We start from the raw sequence: 24,129 nt of genomic DNA, 5'->3' as shown, positions 1-24,129 counted from the left end.
CCCACTCACCCGGCCACACCGGGCCTGCTGGATGCGTCGGGACTCGAGGTTCAGGACTTCGGGATGATGGTGAAGTCGGGGGCCGGCGTGTTCTTGTCGACGAAGCCGGTCTCCTTCATCAATTCGAACAGCTTGGTCTCGCTGTCGACCCACGCCTGGTCGAGGTAGGTCGTGTCGACGAACCAGTCGTACTTGTTGGCCAGCCAGTCCTGGATGAACGCCTTCTCCTCGGGCGTCTCGGCGGCGAAGTCCTCGGGGTAGGCCTTGACGATCGCGTCGCGGTTCTTGGCCCACTCCTGCACGCCGCGGTCCCAGATCTTGACCAGGAAGGCCGCCTCCTCGGGGTTCTTCTCGACCCAGGCCTTACGAGCGACGAAGACATTGTTCTGCGGGTGGGTGATGTTCTGCGGGTCGGAAGAGAACTTCTCGGCGTAGATCTGCGAGACCGACTTGGAGTCGTAGAGCGGCTTGATCGCGCCGCTGGACAGCTGCGGAATCGAGAAGTCGGGCAGCAGCAGACCGGCGTCGGCGTCACCACGCTCGATGAGGCCGGCGGCGTTCTGCGGGTCGGTCACGACGAGCTCGAAGTCGCCGCCCCCGGCGCGCAGGTCGAGGTTGCAGAACTTGCGGGCGTAGACGCCCCACATGATCGTGATCGAGACGGCGCTGTGCGTCACGATCTTCTTGCCCTTGAGGTCGCAGATGGTCTGGGCGTTGCTCTTTGCCGACACGGCCAGGATGCTTCTGTCGGAATTGAACTTGCCGAAGATTGTTGTCTTCTCGCCGGTCTGCTTTTCCAGGTCGGGTACCTCGTACGACGCGGCTGAGACGACGTCCGCGTGACCGCCGGCGTACACCCCGTACTCGTCCCAAGAGGACGAGGTGAGGACCTGGATCCCCGCCTCCTCCTCCATCTGCTGCTTGATGCCTTGGCTCTCCATCCACTTCCAGACCGGGTCGGGAGCCATCACCATGTTGACGACGCCGCCGGCGTCCTTTGCCTCGCCGCCCTTGGCGGCGCCTGGGCGCGATCCACAGCCGGAGACCAGCAGGGCAATGACACCGGCGGCGGCCACCAGGCGCGAGCGGTGGGGACGGAAGATGCGTGCAGTGGTCATATCGTGCCTCTCAGAGTCGTTCGACCGGTCCGAGGGTGCGATCAGGGGCGACGCGCTACGACGGGCCCGGTGGTGGTTGGGGGTGGGGGTGAAGCGGTGGGGGGTGAAGCGGTGGGGGGTGAAGCGGTGGGGGGTGAAGCGGTGGGGGGTGAAGCGGTGGGGGGTGAAGTGGTGGGGATGGAGTGGTGGGGATGTGGCGCCTGAGACTGCCGTGACTAATCTTGCAAGTCAAGCATTTCTCGGAAACTTATGCATGCTCCTGTTCTCGACCATGCGCTCGACGGCCGCCGGGTTCACGCCTGCGTAGCCGATATTTCCGGACTCAGACGGGGTGCTAGGAAGTTGACAGCAAACGAGATGATCGTCTATCTTCGTCGTGCATAGATTATGCATTTCTGCCCGCATCGAGGGCCGACGCCTGGACACGAGAAGGAAGTGAGACGGGTTGTGAGCGTGAATCCGGGCACGACGGGCGATGGTCCGGGACGACGGCGCCGCGCGCGCCCTGCGACGAACAGCTCGACCGTGGCGCAGGCCGCCGGCGTTTCCCAGTCGACGGTCTCGCGCGCCCTGCGGGGCGACCCCCGGGTGCGGGAGGACACCCGCCGCCTCATCGAGGAGACCGCCGAGCGGCTGGGTTACCGCCCATCTTGGGTGGCTCCCCCGACGCCACAGCGCACACGCACCATCGGCGTTGTCGTCTCCGACCTGACCAACCCGTTCTTCCCGACGCTGCTCACGCCGGTGCACGACGAGCTGCAGATCATGGGCTACCGGGTCGTGCTGTTTGCCGAGCGCACCGACATCCCGACCGGGCAGGAGGCCCTGGTCAACCTGCTCAACCGGTCGATCGACGGCGTCCTGGTCACGACGGCCACCCTCGACTCGCGGCTCGGCCAGGCCCTCGCCGGGCGGGACCTGCCGGTCGTGCTTCTCAACCGGTACGTCGACGGGATGGACGTCGACCGCGTCATTGCGGACAACTACCAGGGCGGACGCGCCGCCGCTCGCCATCTGCTGGACTTCGGCCACCGCACCATCGGCGTCATCCGTGGCCCCGCCAACACCTCGACGAGCAGGGACAGGCACGCCGGCATCGTCGACGCCGGGGTCGCACTCGACGAGCGTCTCGTCCGCGAAGGACCGTACTCGCACCAGTGCGGCTACCAGAACGCCCGAGAGCTGCTCCGGCTGGCCACTCCCCCGACCGCGCTGATCTGCGGCAACGACGTGATCGCGTTCGGCGCCATCGACGCCGCGAAGTCGCTTGGCCTGGACGTGCCGGGCGACGTTTCGGTGCTCGGCTTCGACGACGTTCCGATGGCAGCCTGGGAGGTGTTCCAGCTGACCACGGTCCGCCAGCCCCTGTCGGAGATGGCACGGACGGCCGCCCGACTGCTCGTGGAGCGCATCGAGCACGGCGGCGACATCGGCGCCGGGCGCGAGCGTCTGTTCGCCACCAGCCTCGTGCAGCGGTCGACCACCCAGCGGGTGGCCCGCTGACACCCGGTGCCCACAGGGCCCGGCCGTCGCTGGTGACATGGCATGTCCTCCTCGAGAGGGGGCGGTAGGTTCGGCACCGCCCCACGCGCCACAGCCTCGCCGCGTCACGCGACGCGCCACCATGTGGGGCCACCCATTTCTGAGGCGACAGTGTGGTGAGCGACACATCGGCACGGATCCGCGGCCGGCGGCACCGTGGCCTCATGACCTCCGCCTCGCTCCACCAGGTGACTACGCCCACACCAGCCCCACGACCGCGTCCAGACGCCGACGTGCGCCTGCCGACGTGGGCACGCGAGGCCTCCGACGGCGTGGATCTGGTGGCCCTGGCGGACCGGGTCGTCGAGGCGGACCTCGCGGCGGCGTTCGACACGTTGCGCGACAACGACGAGTTCGTGTCCCGGCTACGGGCCAGCGTGGTCGAGAACCTCCGCCACCTCCGCCAGGTCATCGCCGGGCGGATCCACCTCACTGAGGTGACGCTCGCCGAGCCGTTCGCCCTGGCCCGCCTGCAGGCCCGGCTCAGGTTGCCGCAGACGGCGCTGCAGCGGTCCTACCGTGTGGGCTTCCTGACCATGTGGCACGAGTGGAGCGACCGGCTGGTCGAGCGGGCCGACCGCAACGACGTCCCGCGCGCAGAGAGTCTCGAGGCACTACGCGGCATGACTGCGCTGCTGCTCGGCTACCAGCACCAGGTGGCATCGCAGGTCGCGGACAGCTTCGCCCGGGCCGACGAGGCGCTGAGCCGCTCGCGCGAGCACGTACGCAACGGCCTCGTCCAGCACCTGCTACGCGAGGACTCCACGCCACTCCCACCGTCGGACCTGGTTCTGCTCGACTATCCCCTCGACGCCAGCCACATCACCGTGTTGCTGGCGGCGATGCCCGAAGGCGCTGCGCGCCAGATCCTCAACGCGCTGCGCGAGGCGTGCCACACCCGCGACACCCTCGTCCATCCGGTCGACCTCACCAACACGGTGGTGTGGCTGGCACACCCCCGGCCACCGGGATGGCGCGCCGCGAGGATCGCCAACCTGACCGACTGCCTCCGCGGCCTCGGCGTCGAAGCGTCGGTCAGCGACCCGCACGTCGGCGTACAGGGCGTGCGGGCCGGCTGGCTCCAGGTGCGGGACGTGCAACGGGTGCGCGCGGCGTGGGGTGCGGCGGGCAGCCCCAGGGTGCTGGGCCACCCCGACGTTAGCCTCGAGATCCTGTTGATGGCCGACTCGGTCAAGGCCCGTGCGTTCGTCCACGCCGAACTCGGACAGCTAGGTGCCGACGACGACCTGGCCGCGCGGCTGCGCGAGACCGTGGAGGCGTCCCAACGGTGGGGCAGTCATGTGACCACCGCCGCGCACCTCCACCTGCATGAGCACACCGTGCGCAACCGGCTGCAGAAGGCCGCAGAGCTGCTGGGCCGCCCGCTGACGGAGCGACGGACCGAGCTCCAGGTCGCGCTGAGGCTCGCGCGGCTGCTGACCGAGAACAACAGTCGGGCCGACAGCCCGATACTGCCGCCGCCGGTCAGTCCCGGCACGCCGGGATGACGCCCGGCGTGAGTACACCGCTCGGTCGGACCTCCCATCCTGAGGGTCCCCGCATGAGGAGCGAGCAGATGAACGGCGACGTGGCGCGTGTGAACCACTGGATGGGGCAAGAATTCGCGGGTGCGAGCACCCGTACCGCCTCGGTCACCAACCCAGCGACCGGAGCGGTGACCGCCGCGGTGGCACTGGCGTCCACGCACGACGTGGCCCGCGTGGTCGACGCCGCCGTCGCGGCGTTCCCGGCGTGGCGCGACACGTCGTTAGCCCGCCGCACCCAGACACTGTTCGGTTTCCGCGAGCTGCTGAACACACGCAAGACGGAGCTGGCCGAGCTGATCACCGACGAGCACGGCAAGGTGATGGCGGACGCCGTCGCAGAGGTCAGCCGCGGCCAGGAGGTCGTCGAAGTCGCCTGCGGGATCGCCCAGCTGCTGCACGGCGCCGTGAGTGAGAACGCCGCCACCGGTGTCGACGTGTCGACCGTGCGCCAGCCGTTGGGACCGGTCGCCGTGATCAACCCGTTCAACTTCCCGGCCATGGTGCCCCTGTGGTTCGTGCCGGTGGCCATCGCGGCGGGCAACACCGTCGTGCTCAAGCCCAGCGAAAAGACCCCGTCGGCCTCAATCTGGCTGGCGCGGCTGTGGGAGGAGGCAGGCCTGCCGGCCGGTGTGTTCAACGTCGTGCAGGGTGACGCCGAAGCGGTCGACGCGCTGCTCAGACATCCCGCGATCGAGGCGGTGTCGTTCGTGGGGTCGACGCACGTCGCGCGGCACGTCTACGAGACCGCAGCCGTGTCGGGCAAACGCGTGCAGGCCCTCGGCGGCGCCAAGAACCACATGGTCGTGCTCCCCGACGCCGACCTCGACGCCGCTGCGGACGCCGCCGTCAGCGCGGGCTACGGCTCGGCCGGCGAGCGGTGCATGGCGATCAGCGTTGTCGTCGCGGTGGGACCGGTAGCGGACGACCTGGTGACCCGAATCGCCGACCGGACACGTGCCCTGTCGGTCGGGTCCGGGCGCCGCGACGTCGACATGGGGCCGCTCGTGACGCGCGAGCACCGCGATCGGGTTGCCTCGTACGTCGAGGCGGCGGAGGCGGAGGGCGGCAAGCTCGTCGTCGACGGCCGCGACTGGGACGTGGATGGCGAGGCGTCAGGCTTCTGGCTGGGGCCGACGCTGGTCGACCATGTCACACCCGAGATGTCGGTCTACCGCGACGAGGTGTTCGGCCCGGTTCTCGCAGTCGTACGAACGGAGTCCTTCGACGAGGCGCTTCGCCTGATCAACGCCAACCCCTATGGCAACGGCACCGCCTTGTTCACCTCCAGCGGCCCGGCCGCCCGGCGGTTCCAAAACGAGGTGCAGGTCGGCATGGTCGGGATCAACGTGCCGGTGCCGGTGCCGGTGGCGCACCACTCCTTCGGCGGCTGGAAGAACTCACTGTTCGGCGACACGCACGCCCACGGTGCCGAGGGGGTGCGGTTCTTCACCCGCGCCAAGGTCATCACGTCGCGGTGGGGCGCGCCGAGCGGCGGAGTGCAGCTCGGCTTCCCGCAGAACACCTGAAGTGGCGACCACGGCGGCACCCCCCGCTCCGACGCTCCTTCTTGCCTGCCTGCTCGGCGGTTCGGCCGGCTGGGCGATGACGGCCGCGGGCGCCGCAGCGAGCACCATGGCGGCCGCCTACGGCGCCGGCCTTCTCTGGGTCGGCCTGCTCACCGCCGCGCTGGCCGCGCCCTATGCCGCCCTCCAATTCCCCGGCGGGATCCTGGTCGACCGGCTCGGCGTGCGAACGGCGGCGGCCGCCGGGCTGTCCCTCGCCGTCGCCGCGCACCTGCTGGCCCTGCTGGCTCCCCTGCCCTGGCTGGCGGTGGCGGCCAGGATCGCCTCCGGGACGGGATTCGCCGTCTGCTTCGTCTCCGGAGCCGAGCTGGGCGCGCAGCAGCGGCCGCGGATCGTGGGGCATGGGGATCTTCGGTGGCGTGGCGCTCGCCGCGTCGGGAGCGGCCGTGCTCGTGGTGCCGTTCGCCGAGCTCGTGCTGGGCTGGCGGGCTCCCTGGGTCACGACAGCTGCTGTGACGGCCCTCGCGCTGGTACTGACGGCGCGACAACCGCCGGACGGAGCCCGCCGAGCGATGCCCACGCATGGCGTCCACACCGCCGGATCACCACCGTCGACGCTGTTGCGCGACGGTGAGCTGTTCCGCCTCGCCGCCGTCCACGCCGTCACGCTCGGCGTGGGCCTCGTACTCTCGTCATGGGCCACCACGTTGCTCGTCGACATCTGGTCGTTCGAGTCCACGGCGGCCGCCGTGATCGGATCGGGCGTGCTCGGCCTCTCCGTGGTGAGCCGGCCCCTCGGCGGCCACATCGCGGCGATGTGGCCCACCCACAGCCGGACGATCTGTGTCCTCGCACTGATCGCGTGCTCGGCCGCCACCGTGGCGCTGTCCCGACCGACCGCGCCGGTGGTCGCGGTCCTGGCCGTGGTGGTGCTCGGGCTGTTCAGCGGACTGCCGTTCGCGAGCGTGGTCGGCGCCGCCCAAGCGCGCTACCCGCAGCGACCGGCGGCTGCCGTCGGGATGATGAACACGGCCGCGTTCGGTCTCGTCGTCACGGCGACCCCGGCCATGGGGTGGGCAGCCGACCACGGGCACGCCTCCTGGACACTGGTCGTCGTCGCCATGCTGTGGCTGGTGCCGTTGCTCGTGCTCCCGCGCGGTGCTCAGCCACGTACCGTGCCGCCGTCCTGACCACGGGTCCCGAGCGCGTCGGCCACCTCGTCGGCACTCAGCGCGATCTGGAGTTCGGCGAGGGACCGCACGTGCGCGGTGGACACCCCCAGCAGCTGCTCGGCCTTGCGGATGCGCAGGCCGACCGTGTTGGGGTGCACGAACAGCGCTGCGGCAGTGGCAGCGGTGTTGAGGTCGTGGGCGACGTAGGCGCGCAGCGTCTGCTCGAGAGCAGTCCCGCGCGTAGCGTCGTGGGCGCGGATCGGGGCGAGCGTCTCGGCGGCAAAGCGACGTAGCTCCGAGACGTCCTCGAGCTGCAGCAGCAGCCCGTGCACGCCCAGCGACTCGAAGCTCGCGACCGTGTCGGCCTGCCCACGGAGCTGGGCGATCGTCGCCGCACCGCGGGCACGTCGGTAGGCCGCGGGGTAGTCGGCAAGCGTCGTGCAGAGCGGCGAGACTGCCACCCCGGTGTCCGCCCCGACGCCGATACGGCGCAGCTGCCGTTGGAGCTGACCGGCGCGGTCCAAGGCGTCGGCCTGGTCCTTCGCCGGCAACAGCAACACGACGTCGTCCGCGATCGCGCTGACCAACGCACGGGGGTGAGCGGTGGCCACCAGCGACCTCGCGACCGACAGGACGCGGGCGGACCCGGCACGCTGCGTGCCGCCGTGGACCACGATCACGGCATGCGGGTTCGTCAGGTCGAGACCGAGCCGGCCCGCCCGCTCGGCGGCCGTCACCAACCCGGCTGGGTTCCCGGTGAGCAGGTCCGTGACCACCTCGCCGGACAGGCGCCACTCGACCTCGAGTGCCGTGCGGGCCCGCAGCACCTCGAGGGCGCAGACCGTGGCGGCGTGCTCGAGCGCGCGGACGTCGATGGCGGGCAGCGGCAGCACGGACCGGGGGACCCAGATCCGAGCGACCGTGTCCAGGCCGAGCATCACCGGCGTCGAGTGCGCCTCCGTGTCTTGCGTAACGAGAGGGTTCTCGTCGCGCTTCACCGCGGCCAGCTCGGCCCCAGACGGTTCCTCGGTCACCACGACCGATGTACCCAGCACCTCGGTCAGCGCCGCCGCGACCCCCGCAACGCCACCGCCCCGGAGCGCGACCTGGGTGAACTGCTCATGCACCGCCTCCCCGCGACGCAGCAACTCGTGCTGCTCGGCGAGAGCGGTGTTGGCCGCGAGCAGCTCGGCGATGGTCGCGGCCTCGCGATCGCGCAGCCTGGTCGTCTCGATCGCGACGCCAGCCTGGTCGGCGAGCAGAGAGAGCAGATCCCGCTCGTCGGCGCCGTACTCGTGGGGAACCCGCTTGTAGCAGTTGAGCGTCCCGACGGGCACGCCCGACGACACAACGGGGACCGAGATCAACGAGCGGTAGCCCTGCTGGCGCGCCACCCCACCCCACGGGAGGAAGGTCGCGTCGGCCAGGGTATCAACCACCTGCACCGACCTACCGGTGAGGAACGCCTTGCTGGAGGGAGCCTGCAGCTCGTCGTCCGGGTCCAGCATCACCGGATGGTCGGCGTTGACCTGCTGGATGTAGCTCGACGAGAGGCCGTAAGTGCCGGTGATGGCCAGCGAATTGCCCTCCTCGTCGACGATCAAGACGGCGCAGAAGTCGTAGCCAAGCAGGCGAGCCGCCGTCTCGGACACGAGGTCGAGCACCTCTGGCAGCGAAACCGGTCGATTGATCACGGTGGCGATGGTCGCGATCGCCTCGAGCCAGGGGCGCAGGTGCAGGGCACCGCTTGTCTGCATGGCGCGACTGTGCCACGACACCCGACTCCGCGCCATACCTGTGTGGCGACACATGTCCGAACGGGGCCAGCGGAGGCCACAGTAGGCGCCATGAACGATCACCACCTGTCCGAGGCCGAACCGCCCGGGAGGTCCCGCGAGGCCGACGTGCACATCATCCGCGGCGACGACCTATCCGACGAGACACCCCAGACGTCCGGCCTGAAGCGCTTCGAGGCCGTCTCCGCCCGCCGCCTCGGGTCCCAGGACCTGTGGATGGGGCTCTCGGTGCTCCCCCCGGGCAGCAAGACCGGTGTCCACCACCACGGCCAGTCCGAGACCGCGCTCTACGTGCTCAGTGGGGTGGGTCGCTGGTGGGTCGGCGACACCCTCGACGACATGCGGGAGGCGCACCCAGGCGACTTCGTCTACATCAAGCCCCACGTCGTGCACTGGGAGGAGAACGCCAGCGGCGCCGAGCCGGTGCGGATGATCGTCGCGCGCACCACCCAGGACGCCATCGTCGTCAACCTCGAGCACCACCCGTACGGACCCGCACTCGACAACAGCGAGAGGTACGACCATGACTGAGGCGCGCCGCGCGGTCGTCGTCGGCGGCTCGTTCGCCGGACTCACCGCGGCCCTGCTGCTGCGGGAGCAGGGCTTCGAGGTCGACGTCTTCGAGCGAACCCCGACGTACCTCGACGGCCGAGGCGGCGGCATCGTCCTCCAGCCCGACACCGTCCGCTGGATCGTCGAACGACCCCACAGCTTCGGCGTCGACGACATCAGCATCGGCTCGTCGGTGACGCGTTACCTGGGCGTAGGAAACAAGATCGTGCATGAGGAGCCCGCCGCCTGGCGATTCAGCTCCTGGACAACGATGTACCGCGTGCTGCTGGACGACTTCGGCACCGACCGCTACCACATCGGCGAGTACGCCGTCGGAGTCAGTCAGGACGACGACGGCGTGGACATCCGCTTCACCAGCGGCCGGACCGAGAGGGCCGAGCTCGTGGTGTTCGCCGACGGAATCTCGTCGATCGGGCGCCGGCGGCTTCAGCCGCAGTTCCAGCCGCGCTACTCGGGCTACATCGGCTGGCGTGGAACCGTGCCCGAGCGCGCGGTGTCGGTCGAGACGGCCGACCTCATCCACAACGCGACGAGCTACGCCGTCATCGACGCCTCGCACCTCTGCATGTACCCGATCCCCGACAGCAACGGCAGCCTCTCCCGAGGGGACCGGCAGCTCAACTACGTCTGGTACCGCAACGTGCCCGAGGGTCCGGAACTGGACGAGATGGTCACCGACCAGCGCGGCTTCACCGCGCCCGTCTCGGTGCACCCGGGCCAGGTGCAGCAGCGGTACGTCGACCGGATGCGTTCCGACGCCTTGGAGCTGCTGCCGCCCGCGGCAGCCGAGCTGGTGACCCGGAGCGCGCAGCCGTACATCCAGATCGTTCTCGACATCGCGGTGCGCAAGATGGCCTTCGGACGCGTGGCCTTAATCGGCGACGCTGCGTTCGCCGCGCGACCCCACGCAGCGGCCGGCACCGCCAAGGCGGCCGCCGACGCCTGGGCGCTCGCGGATGCGCTCTCTGCTGAGCCCGACATTCCGCGCGCGCTGGCCGCCTGGGAGCCGGCCCGGCTGGCGTTGGGCAACAACCTTCTCAGTCGAGTTGCCGAGATGGGTGCACGGTCGCAGTTCACGAACACCTGGGATCCGGCTGACCCAGCGCTGCATTTCGGCCTCTACGGCCCCGATCAGTAGGACGCCTCAGGTGGGGCTGTGCGACGCAGGCAACGGGAAGACCCCTCGACTGCGGCCTACCTGACCGCCTGGGGCTGGGCGGACGAAGAGACGGTGGGCGACGTAGCCTTCTTGTCCTCGCGGGCCCAAGGCGACCGCACCAGCGAATTCCTCACCATACGCACCGCGCTGATCCGCGTCGGTGCGGCGCATCACTCGGTTCGGGGCGCTTGTGCCGCTGCCGCGGGGTTCACTGCCTCTGGGGATATGCGGGCGGCGGCGCGGCGGGATCGGAGTAGTTGGATGCCGATCGGCAGTACGGAGACCACGACGATGCCGATCAGGATGGCCTCGATGTTCGCCTTGACGAACGCGACCTGGCCGAGGAAGTAGCCCAGGACGGTGACGCCGACGCCCCAGAGGGTCCCGCCGAGGACGTTGTAGATGAGGAACGTCCCGTAGCGCATCCGGCTGACCCCGGCGATGATCGGGGTGAACGTCCGCACGATGGGCACGAATCGGGCCAAGATCACGGATCGGGCACCGTAGCGGGCAAAGAAGTCGTTGGCCCGGTGCACGTTTTCCTGTTTGAACAGGCGAGAGTTGGGTCGGCGGAACAGGCTCGGACCGATGCGCTTACCGAACAGGTACCCGACCTGATCTCCGGCGATCGCAGCGACGGCCACCAGCAGGCAGAGCAGCCAGAGCGGTTGGTGCAGGTAGTGGCCGTCGGCGACGAGCAGCCCGGCGGTGAACAGCAATGAGTCACCGGGCAGGAAAAACCCGATCAGCAGCCCGGACTCGGCGAAGACGATGGCGAGGATGCCGATCAGCCCGAAGGTGGAGATCAGCCACTCCGGGTTGAGAAAGCTGGGACCCACGGCCGCCAAGGCGAGGGACGTTGACACGAGGAGACCTCCGAGAGGGCGTGACGGGTGGAGCGGGCGGGGCAGACGGGCCGGAGCGGCTAGTGGTGGCTGGCAGCCGCGCCGGAACGGTGTTGATGGGCACGCCGGTCGAAGACGCGTACGGCAAGCGCGATGATCAGGATGGCTCCCGCTCCGATGACCGCGCCGGCGAGGATGTCCGTCGGGTAATGCACACCCGACCAGACTCGAGCGAATCCGATGACAGTGGCCAGCACCGACAGCAGGAGTCCCCAGCGCCAGGACAGGAACACCCCGACAGCGAAGGCCACCGCGAATGCCGCCGTGGCGTGGTCGCTAGGCAGGGATCCGCCTGGGTCGTGCGGAATCAGCTGGTGCACAGGGTGCGTCTGGAACGGGCGGACCTCGGTGCTGGCGAGGGCGACCACCTGACCGATGACGAACGCCAGGGCCAGCGACGCCCCGACGCGCACCAATATCGACCAACTACGCGATCTCAGGGCGAGCAGCAGCGCGACCGCCGCCAGAGCGCCGAGAAGGTAGATCAGCCAGACGGCGCACCACTCCAGCACGTCGTCGAGCGGATCGTGGTGTCCGGCGGCTGCGTTGATGAGGTGAAACAGGTGGTAGTTCATCGGGCGTCCGATCCCGTGGCCGACCCGGCTCCCTCGACCGGCTGAGCTGACCCTCTCCGCTCGCGACTGAGAGGACCCTGAAGAGCGAGGCGCAAAATCTCTCGCGGGTCAGTCGCTCGATTCGCCGTCGCTGGTCAGCGGCAGTCGGACCTGGATCGTCATTGGCGGGCCGGGCAGCACCCGCACTGTCCCGCCGTGCGCCGCGACGATCTCCCGGGTGATCGGCAGGCCGAGACCACTCCCGCCGTCGGCGCGGGCTCTGCTTTCGTCGAGCCGGACGAACCGTTCGAAGATGCGTTCCCGCTGGGCCTCTGGAACGCCCGGCCCGTCGTCGGTGACCTCCAAACATCCCCACCCGTCCTCGACCCGGACCCGTAGGAGCACCTCGTGGCGCGCATGATGGGCGGCGTTGTCGACGAGGTTGCGCAGCGCCCGCCCGAGGTCGTGAGGGTCGCCGGTCACCCGGACCGGGGTGAGCTGGGTTCGGACGGTCAGGTCAGGTCGGCGGGCGGAGAGGTGGTCCCGCTCGGTGTAGGTCAGGTCGTCGAGGTCGACGTCCTCGCGGCGCAGGGCGAGGCCGTGTTCGTCGATGCGGGCGAGTAGCAGCAGGTCGGCGATCAGCCGGCCCAGTCGCTGCGACTCGTGTCGCATCAGTCGGACCAGGTCGTCGTTCGCGCCGGGTAGGGGTGTCATCGTGAGGCGGTCGAGGCCGGCCTGCAAGGTTGCCAGAGGGCTGCGTAGTTCGTGGCTGGCGTCGGCGACGAACCGCCGTTGGCTGGTCGCCGCCATCTGTAATCGGTCGAGCATGCTGTTCATCGTCTGCGCGAGTGCCGCCACCTCGTCGTGTGCTTGCGGCACCGGCACCCGGGCGTGCAGGTCGCGGGCGGTGATGCCCGCGACCCGGCGGCGGATCGCCTCCACCGGGCGCAGTGACCGGCCGACGAACAGGAACACGGCCGCGCCGATCAGCAGCAGCATCGGCGGCAAACCGGTGACCAGGATCGCGGCGATCACCTCGGTGCTCTCGTGTACTGGTCGCAACGACTGGGCCACCAGCACTGTGCGGGTGCCCGAGTTGGTGCCGACACCGATCGCGACCACTCGGTAGGGGTCTTCGACAGCAAAGGGCAGCGTCCGCTGTTCCCGTAGCGTTTGACCGGCGGCGGGGCGCAGTGAGGACAGCGGCTCCGCGCCGCCGAGCGTCGGCGATGCCGCCTGCACCTCACCCGACGGCGCCAGTACCTGCACCAGGCTCTGCTCCCCCGGGCTGAGCTTCAGCGTCCGAGCGATGGTGTCGGAGTCGCCGTCAGCTACCGCGGTGGCCACCTCAGCGGCGCGTTGCCGGGCAGCCGCATCCACGGTGTGGACCAGGTTGGCCCGGGCCAGGTAGATGAAGGCGGCTGCGCCGATTCCGAAGGCCACCGCCGCCACCATGGTGGCGGCCAGCGCCGAGCGCAGCCGCACGCCCAAGCGGCGGCGTGCCCACCGGGCCGGGGCCCGCAACGAGGTGCGCATGGCGGCCATATCCGCAGCCTAGGGTCCTCAGGGCTGAGAAGGCGCTGAGAGACGGCGGGGTGGTGCGATTCCCCGCCGTCTGTCGCGATCATTCGCTGCGCGGGATTTCGGGATCGGCGTCACGGGCTCCGCGCACCGCGACCAGCGCCACGCCGGCGACGAAAACTAAGCCGGCGCAGAGTGCGGCGCCGAGGTCATGCGGCGGTCGGGCCGGCCAGATCCACGGCGTGGTCACCGCCGGCCCGTGCCACTGCGTGTACAGCGCGTAGAGGGCGACCATCAGGTAGGCGGTAGGGCCGGCCCATGCCTGCGCGCCGCCGAACAGGGCAGCGCACAACAGGCCAATGCCCGTCAGCCCGGCGACGTTGCGCAGCACCTCCAGGGCGCCGCCGGCCACGTGGCCACCGGCTCCGGCGGCGGCCAGCGCACCGACAGCGGCGACGGTCAGTGCCACCGCGGTGGCCAACCGGAGGAACGGTAGCCACCGTCCGGTGACGCGTTCCGGCTCGCCGAGGAGACTGGTGGCGGTGACAGCGATGGCCACGGCGCAACCGGTCTCGAAGATCAGCGGCAGCTGGAGCGCCCCGTATGCCTCCCACTGCCACCGCAGCGCGACCCTCAGGCCGACAGCGCAGGCCGCCACCGCTGCCAGGGCCGCCGGGACGCGGCGGTTGACCAGGTACAGGCGAGCCAACCGCAGCCTCGCCCGCCCCGCACCGCCCGGCGCCACCGCCGACAAGAGATTACGCGTTTCGTCCCCGGTCACGGCAGCTGCGCCAGGGTGAGCTGGCCCGCTCGCAGCGCCGCCACGTGCTCCAGGAGCCAGGCGCGCCGGGCAGTAGTCGGCAGCGCGGCTAACCGCTGCGCCGCAGCGGCGGTCGGGCTACCGGGCGGCGCCACGCTGGACGTGCCCAGGATGGCCTCCGTGACCGCCTGCTGCGCCGGATTCGCGTCGCGGCCGCCGCCCACGACGCTGTTCACGATGCTGTGCCCGGCGGCCGCGCGTAGCTCGACAGCAAATTCGTCGGTGGTCAGCTGGTGGGGCAGGAGCAGGTGAAACACCGGCGGCGTGCCGCTCGTAGGAGGGCCAGCCCGACTGATGCTGACGCGATTGTCGGGCCCCTGTTCATATATCGCGGCGGATTGGCGGATCCGCACGGGTGCGCCGGGCAGGCCCACCACCTCGGTAAGTATCGGTTCGAGGGCTTCCGTCACGGCGGGCAGGTAGCCGGTGTAGGCGGGGTGCAGGCAGACCGGGATCGGGGTGTGGCTGCAGACCGGCGTGTAGCGCACCGGACGGTCGTTGCCCGCATTGTGCAGCAGCGGAATGGCGATCATGCCGTGGGCGTCGAGCCGGCCGGTGCCGGCCAGCATAACCGCGGTTCCGGCTGCCACCAGCCCGGCCGCGGTGATGGCCGCCGCGCACCGGCGTAGCCACCGCCCGCCAGCGCCGGCCGGCAGGCCGAGGGCGCCCAGCAGTGCCGCGGTCAGGCCGGCGAGGAACAGCACCTGGGCGATGGGAAGGTCGGGCAGGTAGCGGTAGAAGGTCGCCACACCCGGGTCGGGCCCGATCTCCCAGGGGCCGGCGACCAACGGCGAGATCTGCCAGTACGAGTGGTCGCCGTGAATGAATTGCAGGCTGATCTGCAGCGCGAGGAACACGCCGATCGCGACCAGCGGGGCGGTGAACCGGCTGGGGCGAAGCACCCCGGCTACGAACCCGAGCGCGGAGAACGCTGGCATGCTCACGGCGCCCACCACGGCCGGCCACCACAACGGCCCGCCCCAGGCACCCTGCCACGCGGTCACCCCGTACAGGACACCCACGCATCCCAGGTAGGCGACGATCGCCCACCAGGTGGTCGCGGCCCAGGTCGCGAGCTGGCGAGCCCATCGCGGCCGGGCCGTACCGATCACCAGGTCGGCCATGCGATGACGACGCTCCCGCCAACCCAGCCAGGCGGCGGCGCCAACCACCGTCGGCGCGAAAACCGCCAGGGTGGTCGTCTGCATGGCCATGGCCCGGACGTTCCACAACGGCGGGGACGCCATGCTCGGGCGGTAGGTGATGAACCAGAACAGCATGGCGACCAGCGGCAGCATCCACAGCATCACGCTGCGGCGCGTCTCCAGCCGCAGCAGCCCTCCCGTCACCGTGAGCGCCAGGCGCGTACGACGAGCTGTTTCGCCCGGCGCAGGCATTACTGATGCGGCGGTCACGCGCGTGCCTGCGCTAGCACCGCGCTGTATCCGCGCTCCAGGGGAGCATCGCCGGCCGCGGCGGTTCCCTCGGCGCGCGCGGTCAACTCCTCCGGCGTCCCCTGGAAAACGATCTTTCCCCGGTCCATCAGGGCGACCTCGCTGCAGGCGGCACCGACATCCTCGACGAGGTGCGTGCTGACCATGACGGTGGCCCGCTGCCCCAGGTCGCGCAGCAGAGCACGGAACGCCACCCGCTGCTCGGGATCCAACCCGGCGGTCGGCTCGTCCAGCAGGAGTAGTTCGGGATCGTTGACGATGGCCTGCGCGATTCCCACCCGGCGCAGCATTCCGCCGGAGAGCGTGCGTAGCTTCGCGGTCGCCTTGTCGCCCAGGCCCACACGCTCAATCGCGGCCGCTACAGCGTGATGCACTCGCGCTGGCGGCATCTCTTTGAGCAGTGCGAAATACTCGACGAACTCCACGACGGTGAACCGCGGGTAGTAGCCGAGGGTCTGCGGCACGTAGCCGAGCCGGCGCCGGATCTGCCGGCGCTGCCCGTACTGGTCGGGATCTCGGCCGAGCAGCCGTAACCGACCCGAGGACGGTGGGATCACCGTGGCCATCATCCGCAACAGCGATGTCTTTCCCGCCCCGTTCGGTCCCAACAAACCGAACACTCCGGGGCCGGTCTGCATCGTCACCCCGGCGACGGCCTCGGTGCGGCCGAAGCGTCGGGTGAGATCGCTGATCTCGACGTTCATGACGTTCCTCTCGGTGTCCGGGTCGCGTAGAGGACGATCGCCGCGCAGCAGGCGGCGAACGCCAGGTAGGCAGGCCAGAGGGCGGATTCGGTGACCGCGGCGGTGAGGCGACCGGCGGCCACCTGCCCGGACAGAACGGTGATCGTCCAGCCGAGCAGGCCCGCGGCCACGCCCACGTTCGCCGACCGGGCGACGGTCGCGGCGGCCAGGGCCAGCGCGCACACCGCGGTCATCGGGACCAGCCAGCCGAGCGTGACCGCAGTGGCGGATCCCGAGGCGCCCGAGGCGGCCAGCCCGAGCGCCGCGTTCACACCGAACACCGCCATTGCCCGGACCAGCAGCACCATGCGATCGCTGACCGCCATGCTGCACGACAGCTCCCACGTGGGGTCGATCCCCGGGCCGTAGGCGAACGCGATGCCCACGGCGGCGACCGCGGGCGCGAGGAGGGCCACGTACGGCGTTCCGGTGCTCAGCGTGGCGAGCAGTCCGGCGAGCAGCACCACCGCAGTAGCGCTGACCCACCCGAGCAGCAGCGACGGCGTCGTCACTAACGCCCGGGCCAGGCCCGGCGAGCGGAGCAGGTGGCCCGCCAGCCGCTCCACCGCCCCGGGATGGCGACGCCACACCTGGGCGGCCACCCCGATCCAGACCCGACCAAGATCGACGTCTTCTGGCCCGGGGCCGCGCTCCTGGGGCTCTTGGGCCTGGCGCGTCGCATCACCGCTGGTCACCGCCCACCTCCATCGCGGGCCGGCTCGTGGCGCCGCAGGGCAGCGCGCATCAGCCGGCGGATCTGGTACGCGCGGCTCTTCACCGTCCCCGCGGGAACACCCATCAACTCAGCCACCTCAGCCACGGACTTGTCCTCGACGTACATCAACCGCCAGGTCTCGCGCTGCAGGCTGCCCTCCGGCCCCAGCACCTTCACGGCGTCGGCAAGCTCGGCCCTGGACAGCGCCGCGTCAGCCGGGTCTGCGCCGTGCTGGTCAACGGATTCGGCCAGGGCGGAGAGCAGCAGTTCTGGTTGCCCTCGTCGGCGCAGCCACAGCGCGGCCTGGCGGCGGGCTATCCCCCACAGCCAGCCGCCGGCACCCTCACGTCGGTACGCCGCGGCGCCTCGCCAGGCGGCCAGAAAGGTCTCCTGCAGGACGTCCTCCACGTCGGGGGGCGGCAGCACCGTGCGCAGCCGAACAGCCAGCCACGGGGCGTGCCGCGAGAACAGTTCCCGCAGCGCGCTCTCGTCACCGCCAGCCACGGCAGCGATCAAATCCTCGTTGTCCATCGCCACTACTGTTGCGTTCCAGAGCGGATCGGTTCACTGATCACACACGCATTTTGTGAACTTGGCCCCCCGACGCTGTCACCCGCCGTCGGCGGCCAGCCGGTAGCCCATGCCCCGTTCCGTCTGGATGGCCCGCCGGCCGAACGGCTGGTCAATCTTGCGGCGCAAGTAGCCGACGTACACCTCTACGATGTTGGGATCGCCGTCGAAGTTGGCGTCCCAGACGTTCTCGATGATCTGCCGCTTGGACACCACGTCGCCGCAGTGGCGCATGAGGAACTCCAGCAGCGCGAACTCCCGGGCGGTCACCCGGATCGGTTGCCCGGCGCGGGTCACCTGCCGCCGGGCCGGGTCCACTGCCAGGTCGCCGGCGGTCAGGATCACCGGTCGGGCGGGAGCGCCGCGGCGGATCAGGGCCCGCAGGCGGGCCACCAGCACCACGAACGAGAACGGCTTGATCAGGTAGTCGTCGGCGCCGAGATCGAACGCGTCGGCCTGGTCGTACTCGCCGTCCTTGGCGGTCAACATCAGCACCGGCGTCCACACATCCCGCGAGCGCAGCTGGCGGCACACCTCATAGCCGTTGAGACCGGGCAGCATGATGTCGAGCACCACCACGTCGTACGGGTTCTCGGTGGCCGCCCACAGCCCATCGGTCCCGTTGTGCTGCACATCGACAGCGAATCCCTCGTCGGTCAGGCCGGTGCGGATCACCTCCGCCAGGGCGGTCTCGTCCTCGACGACCAGCACGCGCACGCCGTTCGTTCCTTCCCGCCCGTAGTCCCCGGCGGGCCCGGCCGGGTCCGCGTCACCTCCGATCATCGCGTGCAAAGGGGCGGGGGCAGGCCTGCTACCCCGATGGTGAGGTGCCGTCACCGGAGCGGGGCCCCGGTGTCCTGGTCCGACACGTCCCGCTTCGTGACGTTCAGGTACGCGACCAGTCCCAGGATCGTCGCGAGGAACAGGGCGCTGGTGAAGACCGTGCCCAGCCCGAGGCCGCCGTCGTTGGGTGCCTGGGACAGGTAGTCGCCCAGCGACGCGCCGGGCAGGGTCACCAGGCCCACCGTCCGGGTCTGGTCGAGCGCCGGGACCAACGCCTGCCCGGCCGCCGGACGGCACACCAGCAGCACGGCGTCGCGGGGCAGCAGGCCCAGGGCCAGGCCGGCCTCCACCTCACCGCGCCGGCTGGTCAACTCGTCGAGTGCGCGGCGGCGCGCCAGCGACGTCGCGGTCATCGCCCCGCCGATCAGGATTCCCGCAACCGGGATGATCGCGATGCCGCGCATCGGCACCAGGCCCGCCAACAGCAGCCCCACCACCACGGCCATGCTGCCCACGACGATCGGCACACCGGCCCACCAGCCTCCGGCACCGCCCGTGACACGCCGACCGGAGGTGCCAGCCGCCACCGCCCACATCAGGACCACAAACGCGGCCGTGGCCCACAGCGACACCACGATGCCCGCGATCAGCAGCGACACGCCACCCAGCTGGATCGCGGCACGCACGGCGGCGACCATGACCTGCCGACCGTGGCCCAGTTTTCCGAGGGTCACGACGGCCGCAGCCACGAGGGTCAGGACGACCAGCGCAACACCGAGCTTCGGGCCGACCACGAGCATCGTCGAGGACATGCCATCAGTTGCCCGCCACGCCCGGCCAGGGGCGTAGGCGCTGCCGGTCCCGACGGTTGTGACAGACATGCCGGCGCTGTCGAATGATCACCCCCTGTCCGGCGGGAGCGTCGAACAGCCGGGCAATAGCTGACGAACTTTGCCCCGGAAATCGGGCTACCAGCCGGCTGCTAATCAGCCTGGCCGGGCCGCGCCGATCAGCTCGACGAGGTCGTAGACCGCCTCGCCGGACCAGACCAGCGACGCCAGCGCCAACGCCACCGGCAGCACGTGCAGCGCGGGTGAGCGGAGGGTGGCGTGCGGTCGCAGCAGCTGGGCCACCCGGCGCGGAACGACTCCGCCCAGCGATGCGGTGTATGGGCCTTGCGGGACATCCATTTCACTTCGCGAAGCCAGTGCGGCCACGCCGATCGCGTGCGCGACGGTATGACGGCTGCCCACCTCCACGGCGGCCTGCTCGTCGGCGGCTCGTTCGACGAGATAGTCGACGTGACGTGCAACCCACCAGAGGGCCGGGTGCATCGCGGCGGCGAGTTCGGCCGACCGGACCAGCCGGTGATGACCCGAGGTCAGGTGCGCGTGTTCGTGAGCGAGTAGCGCGTCGAACTGGCGGTCGGTGAGTAGCCGGCGCATGCCGGTGGTCACGACAACGCGGCCGGGCCGGCCCGGAACCGCGAACGCCTGGGCACTGGCGTCGGGCAGCATCACGAGCGGGTCGGTGCCGGCGACGGCGACCTGGCCGAGGTGCAACGCGCGGCGGTCTCGGCGCCACCGTCGGGTGACCGACACCGCAACGATCACCAGTAGCGCCGCGTTGTCGACGAGAACGTCCAGAGCTGGCCGCTGCTGCAGACCCGACACCGCGAGAACTGTCTGCCTGCCAGGCGGCCGGCCGGTAGCGGGTTGCAGGCGGGCTTGCGGGCGCTGTTGCGTTGGCAAGATCGAGGCAGGCTTGAGCACTGAAGTCATCGACCCGGCCTGACCCGTGGCTGCCTCCGAAGTCGGCGTTCGCCGGGTTCCGGTTCCCGCCCGAGGCGATCGTGGTCGCGGTCCGCTGGTATCCGCGGTTCAACCTGTCCTATCGCGACGTTGAGGAGTTGCTGGTCGAGCACGGCGTGGAGGTCGATCACGTCACGGTCCACCGCTGGGTGCAGCGGTTCACGCCGCTGTTGGCCGACGCCGCCCGCTTCTGCCGGCACTCGCCAGGCGACAGGTGATTCGTTGATGAGACGTACGTCAAGGTCAGCGGGGTTTGGCGGTACGTGTACCGGGCCGTCGACCAGTACGGGCCCCTGCGGCCCACGCCCCACCTGACGAGGTCGTTCAGCGGCATCGGCGTGGTCCGCTGACGCGTACTCCGTAGATCTGGCGTGGCCGTGACGGCCGCCGCGTCCCGTGCCGAAACGACAGGAGGGCCGGCCCGACGGGCCGGCCCTCCTGTCTGCTACCTCACGATCGCGTGACGACGCCCAGGTCTGGCTCGAGGGTGATCGCGTCGATGTTGACGTTGCCGTTGTCGGTGGGGCCGAACACGAGGTCGACGGAGTCGCCCCGGGCAATCGGGAGCTTGACGGTCTGCTCGGACCAGGTCGGCCAGGTTGGGAGCGTCGGCATCTGGATCTGCACCGACGCCGCCCCGCTGCGGAGGGTCATGGTCTGGGTGGCACCCATCGCATTGCCGTACCGAAGTCGAACCGAGTAGTCGCCGTCTCCCGCGACCGGCGCGTTGAACCGTACGCCGCTGTTCTGGGTCTTGAGGCAGGCCACGAAGCCAGTGCCGGTGTATCCGGCGTGGTTGGTCCGCAGGCATGCCTCACCGAGCAGTTGCGCGGTCTCCGCCTGGAGGGTGCTCGGCCCGGCGGTGAGCGCGGCGATGGAAGCGAGCAGGTCAGCCGCGACCTCAGGGTTGATCTGTCCCGCCGGAGCCGCCGTGACGAGGGCACCGAACCGGTTGAGAGCGTCCTGCATCGCGGTGGTGTCGTTCGCCGACGCGGACCGGGTCGCGGTGGCGATCTCAGCGAGGAGTCGCCTGGACAGGGCGGGGTCGATGGTCTGAAGGTCCGCGGCCAGCCGCACGTTCCTGGCGATCGAGAGCATCCCGCGAGGCGGCCCGAGTCGTACGGTGAGCAGATCGTCGATCGCGGTGCGTGCCGTGGTGGTCACCTCCGCCACCGGCTGACGGTAGAGATCCAGGCGAAGGTTCTGCAGAGCACGCAGTCGTCCGGTCACGTCACCGCTGCTCAGCTCGGACTCGGCCTGAGCCACCCGCTGCTGCAGCGTGGTGAGCGCCGACTGCGTCACCTCGCCGGACCTGTGCAGCTGTTGGAGGAGCCGCTGCATGGACCGGGTCTGCGGCACCCGGACCTGCTTGCCGTGATCGCCGGCCGGTGCGCCGACGGCAACCTTGAAGTCCTGGTCGGGAACCTGGGTCGCCGGCAGGGTCAGCTCGACGGTGGTGCTCCCGGCTCCGGCGACGCGCACGGTCCGCGTCTCGCCGGCGGCACGACCGTCGACGAACAACTGGGCGGGAAGGGCCGCCACGGTGCTACCGGCATTGGTGAGCGGCGCGGTCACGGTCAGGTGCTGCGTGGCCGCGTCCAACGTCGCCTCGGCGGCGCCGAACTTTGCGCGGGGCGCGGCGTACCAGTCGAGGTCACGCAGATCCTCGTCGGTGGCGGGCCGGATCCGGACCGCCTGGCCGCCCCCGGCGACCAGGGACATGCTGAGTTCCGTCGACGGGCGGACGAGAACCTTGCGGACCTCGATGGGCAGCGGGTTCCCGCGCCAGGTCGTCTCGGCGGCGTCGGCGTAGACCTCCGCCACGTACGAGCCACGGGACAGGAACGACAGCGGCATCGTGAGGGTTCGGTCGTTCTCGTCGGTGATCGCACCGACATACCAGGTGTCGCCGTGACGTCGGGCCGTCGTCGTGTAGTCGCCGATGGCGCTGTCGAGCACCCGGCTCTCGTCCCAGGTGGTGGGTAGGTCCTTCAGGTACGCGAAGCCGGGATGTGCGGCGTAGTTCTCGGGAGTGTCCGCGAGCATCTGCAGGGGGCTGTAGAAGATCGTGGACAGTGCCAGTTGGGCGGTCGAGGTGGTCTGGACGCGGGTGCCGAGCTTGGCCGGGTCCCAGGTCACGTTCAGCACGCCGGGGGTGTAGTCGGCAGGGCCGCCCATGAACCGGGTGAACGGAAGGATCGTGGCCTGCGCCGGCGGGTTGCCGTTCGCGCCCTTGTAGTTCTGCTGCTCCATCCCCGCGACGCCCTCGCCGCTCATCATGTTGGGGTAGGTGCGGGCCAGGCCGGTCGGCTTGATCGACTCGTGGGCGTTGATCGTGATGCGGTGCCGGGCAGCGGCGTTGATCACCCGCTGGTAGTGACGGACAGCCTCCTGGTCGAAGTGGCTGCGGTTCACCCCGCCCAGCAGGAACTTGGTGGCGTAGCCGGTCTTGATCGCGTGGATGCCGAGTTCCTCGTACCGGGAGAAGATCTCCTCAAGGTGCTTGTCGTAGTAGTCGACGTCGCCTCGGGTCTCGTTGTGCGCGATGTACTCGACGCCGTTCTGCTTGGCGTACTCCAGCACCGCGGGCAGGTCGAAGTCGGGCTGCGGAGTGAGGAAGTCCTGGTTCGCCCAGTTGCCACCGGCGTTCGTGTTCCAACCCTCGGCCAGCACGAACTTGGAACCCGCCTGCTTCGCCAGATCGATGTACTGCTTCAGGCGAGCGGTGGTGGCACCGTGTTTCGGCCCGTACGTCCAGGTGGTCTGGCGGCGCTGCAGCTCCCACCACACGCCGACGTAGGTGGCGGGCTTGATCCACGACGTGTCGTCGGTGCAGACCGCGCACGGGTCGTTGAGGTTCTCGATCAGGTGGGACTCGGCCAGGTCGCCGGGTCGTTCCCCGATGGTCAGGGTGCGCCACGGGGTGGAGAAGGCGCCGCGCAGCTTCGCCTTCGTGCCGTCCGGCAGGCTGATCAGATCGCTGAAGTACCGGCCCGGCTGACCCGCCGCCGCCCTGAGCGTCATGCTCGGGTAGTCGGTGAGGTCGGCCTCGTGCACCACCAGGTAGGTCTTCCCGGTCGCCAGCGTGATGGGCGTCTGTGCCGTTGACACCGCCGACAGGGGTTGGTCGCGGTAGTGCTGTTCGTCGGCGTTCCAGTCCTTGCCGGCGGCGATGGACCAGCTCCGCGAGGTCGGGTCCAGGGTGAACTCGGTACGCTCGGCGGTCACCGTGTATTGGTCCAGCCCGGGCTGGGCGGGGATGTGGTAACGGATGCCGACGCCGTCGTCGAAGACACGAACGACCACGTCCAGACGGAACCCGGTGCCCGCCTGCACGGCGTGGACGGTGAGCTCACGAGCGTGGTTGCGGACGTTGCTGTCCGTGCCCCAGAGCGGCTTCCACGTCTCGTCGATGATGCGGCGCTGGACGGAGACGATGCTCATCGCCTCGGTCAGGCTGGGCCGTCCGGCGAGGTCGAGACCGAGGCCGGAGGAGCCAACGACCACCTTGCCGCGGTTGGTCACGCTGTAGGCGAGCCGCCCGTTGTCGTCGCTGACGGCGACGCCCAGTGATCCGTCCGGAGACCGCACGATCTGCCCGTCGTTCGCGGTCAGCGCGGCGTCCGCTGCTACCGGCACCGGCTCTGCTCGGGCCGGTGCCATGGCCAGGGCGGCTGAGATCACGAGGGCGGTCGTTGCTGACAGCCCCATCCTCAGGGCCAGTCTTCGACCGCCACTGTTCATCGTCTGTCCCATCCTCGCCTCAAGCGGTCGTAACCGACCGAAACACTGGAGAGACCCTAGGGACGGCGCGGGACCATGG

Annotated in this window: 20 protein-coding genes and 1 pseudogene; 7 read left to right on the top strand and 14 right to left on the bottom strand. The window is 70.0% G+C overall.

Annotated features, from left to right (window positions below; translation table 11 throughout):
* Nucleotides 1–50 precede the first annotated feature (50 nt).
* Nucleotides 51–1,118, bottom strand: coding sequence for an ABC transporter substrate-binding protein (locus OG470_RS23230; protein ID WP_328415403.1), 1,068 nt, complete (start codon nucleotides 1,116–1,118; stop codon nucleotides 51–53).
* 525 nt (nucleotides 1,119–1,643) lie between these two features.
* Here OG470_RS23230 and OG470_RS23225 point away from each other — a divergent pair.
* The 4 genes from OG470_RS23225 (at nucleotide 1,644) to OG470_RS23210 (ending at nucleotide 6,920) form a co-directional block, all read left to right on the top strand.
* The gene (locus OG470_RS23225; RefSeq protein ID WP_328415401.1) at nucleotides 1,644–2,621 is read left to right on the top strand and encodes a LacI family DNA-binding transcriptional regulator; all 978 of its coding nucleotides are present in this window, start codon (nucleotides 1,644–1,646) and stop codon (nucleotides 2,619–2,621) included.
* A gap of 203 nt (nucleotides 2,622–2,824) precedes the next feature.
* Complete coding sequence (locus OG470_RS23220) at nucleotides 2,825–4,168, top strand: PucR family transcriptional regulator (RefSeq protein ID WP_328415399.1); 1,344 nt, start codon at nucleotides 2,825–2,827, stop codon at nucleotides 4,166–4,168.
* A 101-nt stretch (nucleotides 4,169–4,269) separates the two neighbouring features.
* On the top strand, nucleotides 4,270–5,733 hold the full coding sequence (locus tag OG470_RS23215) for a CoA-acylating methylmalonate-semialdehyde dehydrogenase (protein ID WP_386990798.1): 1,464 nt from the start codon (nucleotides 4,270–4,272) through the stop codon (nucleotides 5,731–5,733).
* Nucleotides 5,734–5,906: 173 nt separating this feature from the next.
* On the top strand, nucleotides 5,907–6,920 hold the full coding sequence (locus OG470_RS23210) for an MFS transporter (protein WP_328415397.1): 1,014 nt from the start codon (nucleotides 5,907–5,909) through the stop codon (nucleotides 6,918–6,920).
* Here the strand turns inward: OG470_RS23210 and OG470_RS23205 are convergent.
* Nucleotides 6,893–8,659 (bottom strand): helix-turn-helix domain-containing protein, encoded by a 1,767-nt coding sequence (locus tag OG470_RS23205; protein WP_328415395.1) that lies wholly within the window; start codon nucleotides 8,657–8,659, stop codon nucleotides 6,893–6,895. The two genes, OG470_RS23210 and OG470_RS23205, sit on opposite strands and share 28 nt — an antisense overlap.
* 90 nt (nucleotides 8,660–8,749) lie before the next feature.
* Between OG470_RS23205 and OG470_RS23200 the strand changes: the two genes are divergently transcribed.
* Nucleotides 8,750–9,229 carry a cupin domain-containing protein gene (locus tag OG470_RS23200; protein WP_328415393.1) on the top strand — a complete coding sequence of 160 codons (480 nt, stop codon included), beginning with the start codon at nucleotides 8,750–8,752 and terminating at the stop codon, nucleotides 9,227–9,229.
* Nucleotides 9,222–10,409 carry an FAD binding domain-containing protein gene (locus OG470_RS23195; protein WP_328415391.1) on the top strand — a complete coding sequence of 396 codons (1,188 nt, stop codon included), beginning with the start codon at nucleotides 9,222–9,224 and terminating at the stop codon, nucleotides 10,407–10,409. Before OG470_RS23200 ends, OG470_RS23195 begins: the two co-directional genes overlap by 8 nt.
* A gap of 191 nt (nucleotides 10,410–10,600) precedes the next feature.
* Here OG470_RS23195 and OG470_RS23190 read toward each other — a convergent pair whose 3' ends face one another.
* The 11 genes from OG470_RS23190 to OG470_RS23140 all read right to left on the bottom strand — a co-directional run bounded on the left by OG470_RS23190 (nucleotide 10,601) and on the right by OG470_RS23140 (nucleotide 20,168).
* A complete protein-coding gene (locus OG470_RS23190) occupies nucleotides 10,601–11,278 on the bottom strand; it encodes a DedA family protein (protein WP_328426558.1) in 678 nt (225 codons plus the stop codon).
* 77 nt (nucleotides 11,279–11,355) lie between these two features.
* Complete coding sequence (locus OG470_RS23185; RefSeq protein WP_328415389.1) at nucleotides 11,356–11,910, bottom strand: phosphatase PAP2 family protein; 555 nt, start codon at nucleotides 11,908–11,910, stop codon at nucleotides 11,356–11,358.
* 108 nt (nucleotides 11,911–12,018) lie between these two features.
* Nucleotides 12,019–13,434 carry a sensor histidine kinase gene (locus OG470_RS23180; protein ID WP_328415386.1) on the bottom strand — a complete coding sequence of 472 codons (1,416 nt, stop codon included), beginning with the start codon at nucleotides 13,432–13,434 and terminating at the stop codon, nucleotides 12,019–12,021.
* A gap of 79 nt (nucleotides 13,435–13,513) precedes the next feature.
* On the bottom strand, nucleotides 13,514–14,191 hold the full coding sequence (locus OG470_RS23175; protein ID WP_328415384.1) for a hypothetical protein: 678 nt from the start codon (nucleotides 14,189–14,191) through the stop codon (nucleotides 13,514–13,516).
* Nucleotides 14,188–15,579, bottom strand: a complete 1,392-nt coding sequence (locus tag OG470_RS23170) for a hypothetical protein (RefSeq protein WP_328415382.1) — start codon at nucleotides 15,577–15,579, stop codon at nucleotides 14,188–14,190. Before OG470_RS23170 ends, OG470_RS23175 begins: the two co-directional genes overlap by 4 nt.
* Before the next feature lie 62 nt (nucleotides 15,580–15,641).
* The gene (locus tag OG470_RS23165) at nucleotides 15,642–16,388 is read right to left on the bottom strand and encodes an ABC transporter ATP-binding protein (RefSeq protein WP_328415381.1); all 747 of its coding nucleotides are present in this window, start codon (nucleotides 16,386–16,388) and stop codon (nucleotides 15,642–15,644) included.
* Nucleotides 16,385–17,122, bottom strand: coding sequence for a hypothetical protein (locus OG470_RS23160; RefSeq protein ID WP_328415379.1), 738 nt, complete (start codon nucleotides 17,120–17,122; stop codon nucleotides 16,385–16,387). Before OG470_RS23160 ends, OG470_RS23165 begins: the two co-directional genes overlap by 4 nt.
* Complete coding sequence (locus tag OG470_RS23155; protein ID WP_328415377.1) at nucleotides 17,119–17,673, bottom strand: RNA polymerase sigma factor; 555 nt, start codon at nucleotides 17,671–17,673, stop codon at nucleotides 17,119–17,121. Before OG470_RS23155 ends, OG470_RS23160 begins: the two co-directional genes overlap by 4 nt.
* A 78-nt stretch (nucleotides 17,674–17,751) precedes the next feature.
* On the bottom strand, nucleotides 17,752–18,429 hold the full coding sequence (locus tag OG470_RS23150) for a response regulator transcription factor (RefSeq protein WP_328415375.1): 678 nt from the start codon (nucleotides 18,427–18,429) through the stop codon (nucleotides 17,752–17,754).
* 116 nt (nucleotides 18,430–18,545) lie between these two features.
* Nucleotides 18,546–19,376, bottom strand: coding sequence for an ABC transporter permease (locus OG470_RS23145; protein WP_328415374.1), 831 nt, complete (start codon nucleotides 19,374–19,376; stop codon nucleotides 18,546–18,548).
* A gap of 105 nt (nucleotides 19,377–19,481) precedes the next feature.
* On the bottom strand, nucleotides 19,482–20,168 hold the full coding sequence (locus tag OG470_RS23140; RefSeq protein WP_328415372.1) for a M56 family metallopeptidase: 687 nt from the start codon (nucleotides 20,166–20,168) through the stop codon (nucleotides 19,482–19,484).
* Nucleotides 20,169–20,296: 128 nt separating this feature from the next.
* On the opposite strand from OG470_RS23140, the pseudogene OG470_RS23135 reads away from it, so the two are divergent.
* Nucleotides 20,297–20,596, top strand: a pseudogene (locus tag OG470_RS23135) (IS6 family transposase); the annotation flags it as partial.
* Between the two features lie 160 nt (nucleotides 20,597–20,756).
* Here the strand turns inward: OG470_RS23135 and OG470_RS23130 are convergent.
* The gene (locus OG470_RS23130; RefSeq protein ID WP_328415370.1) at nucleotides 20,757–23,945 is read right to left on the bottom strand and encodes a glycoside hydrolase family 97 catalytic domain-containing protein; all 3,189 of its coding nucleotides are present in this window, start codon (nucleotides 23,943–23,945) and stop codon (nucleotides 20,757–20,759) included.
* Nucleotides 23,946–24,129: the final 184 nt, after the last annotated feature.

The sequence above is a fragment of the Micromonospora sp. NBC_00389 genome (assembly GCF_036059255.1).
GTDB lineage: Bacteria > Actinomycetota > Actinomycetes > Mycobacteriales > Micromonosporaceae > Micromonospora.
This window is presented reverse-complemented; position numbering and strand designations above follow the sequence as displayed.